This is a genomic window from Vibrio sp. 10N.222.55.C6 (genome assembly GCF_041473395.1).
Lineage (GTDB): Bacteria > Pseudomonadota > Gammaproteobacteria > Enterobacterales > Vibrionaceae > Vibrio > Vibrio crassostreae_C.
In genome coordinates, this window is record NZ_JBFRSD010000958.1 from 1 (window position 1) to 371 (window position 371).

Here is a 371-nt window from a genome sequence, read left to right on the forward strand (position 1 = left end):
ATGACATTGACATCTTTGCTGATGGCACTACAACCAATGCACTGATTGATGCAGATGGAGTCGCGGTATTTGCTGGTATGGATTACAGCATCTATGCAGTAGGGACGGTAACTCCACTGAGTTTGGAACCATTGGTTATTCCTGAAAACCGTCGTCCGGTTGCGACCAGCGCGGTGCTAAACATTACCCACGCCGCTGCTAACCCAATAGCGGCTTCGGTGGATATTTACTTAACAGAAAACGCGGGGATCTCTGGTAGCACTCCAGCGCTAAGTGATGTGAAGTTCAAAGATTATGCGAATGGCATTTATGTTGCGGCGGGGTCTTATTTTGTGACGATTACTGTAGCGGGTCAGCCGTCGGTTGTGGCT

General features: G+C 49.1%; 1 pseudogene. It reads left to right on the forward strand.

The features are described from left to right. A pseudogene (locus AB4486_RS27050) lies at positions 1-371 on the forward strand (2-dehydropantoate 2-reductase); the annotation flags it as partial.